This is a genomic window from Arthrobacter sp. Dra40 (assembly GCF_059091905.1).
Window position 1 is genome coordinate 1 of sequence record NZ_JBNHHB010000346.1, and the last position, 3,810, is coordinate 3,810.

Consider the following 3,810-nt stretch of genomic DNA (forward strand, 5'->3'; position numbering starts at 1 on the left):
CCGCTGGTGGTCGCCTGGTTCGTCATTCGACGACGCCGCCATCGAAGCCGGTGCCAAGGCCCTGGCCGAAGCCGGTGTGGAACCGGGTGAAATCGGTCTGCTGATCAACACGTCGGTGACCCGGAGGAACCTGGAGCCGTCCGTCGCGGTCAAGATCCACCACGGGCTGGGCCTGCCCTCGTCGGCCATGAACTTTGACCTGGCGAACGCCTGCCTGGGCTTCGTCAACGGCATCACGCTGGCCGCCAACATGATTGATTCCGGTCAGATCAAGTACGCCCTGATCGTCGCCGGGGAGGACGCCCAGCCCACGCAGGAAACCACGTTCCAACGCCTCAACCATCCGGATTCAACCCGCGCGGACTACCTGCGCGAATTCGCCACGCTGACGTTGGGCTCGGGAGCCGCCGCCGCCGTCATCGGCCCCGCGGACGTCCACCCCGGCTCCCACCGAATCCTCGGCGGCGTCTCCCGCGCCGGCACCGAGCACCACGAGTTGTGCGTCGGCGGGCCCGGCGGCATGTTCACCGACACCAAGGGTTTGTTGGAGAACGGGCTGGAACTGGTGGTGAACGCCTGGCACGAAGCCCACCGCGACGGCTGGAACTGGACCGCGATGGACCGGTACGTCACCCACCAGGTCTCCACCTCGTACACCAACGCGATCATCAAGGCCGTCAACCTGGTCCGCGAGCGCGTGCCCATCACCTTCCCGAAGTGGGGCAATGTGGGCCCGGCCTCGCTGCCGATGACCCTGGCCCAAGAGTCCCAGACCCTAAGCCGCGGCGACCGCGTGCTCTGCATGGGGGTGGGCTCCGGCCTGAACACCACCATGATGGAGATTGCGTGGTAGACACTCCCCTCTGGCCCGGAGTCGACCCGGCCTGGTCCCGCCGCGTCCGCGTACCCTCGAGCGCCGCCGTGGACCCCGCCGGCGCCGCCCACACCTGGCACGTTTTGGACAACGGCCCTCAGTTGGCCGAACGCGGCACCGAACCGGCTGGCACGCTGCTGTGCGTGCACGGCAATCCCACGTGGTCCTATGTGTGGCGCAGCCTGCTGGCCGCCGGCGGTGAGGCTGCGGCGCCGTGGCGCGTGGTCGCCGTCGACCAGTTGGACATGGGCTTCTCCGAACGCACCGGACGTTTCCGCCGGCTCGAAGACCGGATCACGGATCTGGGCGATCTGACGGCCGAGCTCGGCCTTACCGGCCGGGTAGTGACGGTGGGGCATGACTGGGGCGGCGTGATCTCGCTGGGCTGGGCCACCCGGCACCGCGACCAGCTGGCCGGCATCGTCCTGACCAACACCGCCGTGCACCCCGCCGGCTTCGGACTGCCCGCCCCGCTGAAACTGGCGCTGCACCCCGCCGTGCATCGCTGGGGCACCACGACGTCGGCGGCCTTCCTGCGCGTCACGCACGCTCTGGCGCATCCTCCGTTGGAGCAGGATGTCAGGGATGCGTTCATGGCTCCGTACCGGCATGCTGAACGGCGGACCGGCGTGGGCAACTTCGTGGCGGACATCCCGGCCGACGAGAGCACGCCCAGCTGGAACGCCCTGATCGAGGTGGCGGAGGGCATCCGCACGCTGGACGTCCCGGCGCTGATCCTGTGGGGCCCCAAGGACCCCGTATTCTCCGACCGCTACCTGCGCGACCTGATCGACCGGCTGCCGCAGGCCGACGTGCACCGCTTCGAAGGCGCCGGGCATCTCCTCCCGGAAGACCGCGACATCGCGGCGCCGGTTTTCACGTGGCTGGATGATGCGGTGGCCCCGGGCACCAGCGGGCACCGCGGGACCTCGAGCAAACCCCCGGCTGCGACGCCTTGCCGCCCGATGCTGGCCGAACTCGACGAACGGCGCACCGACGGCTCCCCCGCCGTCGTGGACATGGCGCCGCTGGGCTCCCGGGGAGCCGGGCCGCGGACGCTGTCCTGGGCCGAGCTCGCCGGCCAGGTGGACCTGCTCGCCGACGGCCTGGCCGGACTCGGCGTGAAAGCCGGAGACCGGATCAACCTGCTGGTCCCGCCCGGCATCGAACTGACCAGCCTGATATACGCCTGCCTGAAGCTCGGTGCGGTGATTGTGGTGGCCGACGCCGGGCTGGGGCCTGCCGGCCTGAGCCGCGCCATCAAGGGCGCCGGTCCCGCGTTCATCATCGGCATCGAGCGCGCCTTTGCCGCCGCCCGGCTGTTCAACTGGCCGGGACAACGGATCAGCGTCACCGATATGGGCGAGGCCAAGCGCAGGCTCTACGGGGTCACCCACACCGTTCCCGAACTCCTCGAGTCAGCTGCTGCCGCCTCCGCCGGTGGCCGTGCTGAGGGCGCCGGCCCCGCTCCCGACGACGACGCGGCGGTTCTCTTCACCTCCGGCTCCACCGGCCCGGCCAAGGGTGTTGTCTACACCCACCGTCAGCTGGCCGCCATGCGGGACACCCTGAAGAACACTTACGGGCTGGAAGCCGGCACGTCGCTGGTGGCCGGCTTCGCGCCGTTCGCCCTGTTGGGCCCGGCGCTTGGCGCAACGTCGGTGACCCCGGACATGGACGTCACGGCGCCCAGGACCCTGACCGCCGCGGCCCTGGCGGAGGCGGCCGCCGCGGTGAGCGCCACCGCAGTCTTCGCCTCTCCCGCGGCCCTGGCCAACGTCTTGGCCACCGCCGACGGCCTGACCGACGAACACCGGGTGGCGCTGGCGGACGTGAAGCTGCTGCTGTCTGCCGGTGCCCCGATCCCCGAACCATTGCTGGCCAAGGTGCAGTCGCTGGTGCCCTCGGCGACACTGCACACCCCGTACGGCATGACCGAGGCGCTGCCGGTCACGGACATCAGCCTGGAAGGAATCCGCGCTGCCGGTTCCGGCAACGGCGTCTGCGTCGGCACCCCGGTCTCCGGGGCCACACTGGCCATTGCGGCGGTGGCTCCGGACGGCAGCGTGACCGACCAGCCCGGCACGGAGCCAGGTGTCACCGGGGAAATCCTGGTCAGCGCCCCGCACGTGAAGGACCGCTACGACCGGCTCTGGATCACCCAGCGGCACAGCGGCTCCGTCCCCGGTTGGCACCGCACAGGCGACGTCGGCCATCTGGACGCCGAGGGACGGCTGTGGGTCGAGGGCCGGCTGGCGCACATCATGACCACCCCAAACGGCGTCGCCACTCCCGTGGCCGCTGAGCAGGCTGCGGAAACGCACGACGGCGTCCGGCTGGCTGCCGTCGTCGGCGTCGGGCCCGCTGGCACCCAGGTTCCGGTCGCCGTCGTCGAGACGGTCCCCGCAGCCACCAAGCCCGGCATCGCGCCGCACGCCCTCGCCGAAACGGTGCGCACCGCCGTCGCCGATGCCACGGGTCTGGATCTGGCCGCCGTTCTGGTGCTGCCCGAACTGCCCACGGACATCCGGCACAACTCCAAGATTGACCGCGCGAAGCTGACGGCCTGGGCCGGCAAGTCCCTGGCCGGCGGACGGATCACCACACCATGAGCAGCGCGGAAACCCGAACGGTTCTGGTCACCGGTGCCAGCGGCCTGCTCGGCGGTGCCGTGGCCCGGCTGCTGCTGGAGCAGGGCCACATCGTGCGGACCTTCCAGCGCCGCCCCGCGAGCGTGGGGCCGGGTGCCGACACCGTCCTCGGCTCGCTGACGGACACCGCCGCCGTCGGCCGCGCCGTCGCCGGCGTCGACGCTGTCATCCATCTGGCCGCGAAAGTTTCCTTCACCGGGGAGTGGAGCGAGTTCGTGGCGACCAACATCGGCGGCACCCGCACCCTGCTGGCCGCGGCTAAATCCGCCGGAGTGCGCGACGTGG

The 3,810-nt window shown here is 70.8% G+C and carries 3 protein-coding genes; all 3 read left to right on the forward strand.

Annotated elements, in window-relative coordinates; genetic code table 11:
- On the forward strand, positions 1–853 hold an 853-nt coding region (locus tag AC5RWT_RS35435; protein ID WP_494084309.1), incomplete at its 5' end, for a 3-oxoacyl-ACP synthase III.
- Positions 847–3,486 (forward strand): alpha/beta fold hydrolase, encoded by a 2,640-nt coding sequence (locus AC5RWT_RS35440; protein WP_494084310.1) that lies wholly within the window; start codon positions 847–849, stop codon positions 3,484–3,486. The genes AC5RWT_RS35435 and AC5RWT_RS35440, both read left to right, overlap by 7 nt.
- On the forward strand, positions 3,483–3,810 hold a 328-nt coding region (locus AC5RWT_RS35445), incomplete at its 3' end, for an NAD-dependent epimerase/dehydratase family protein (protein ID WP_494084311.1). The genes AC5RWT_RS35440 and AC5RWT_RS35445, both read left to right, overlap by 4 nt.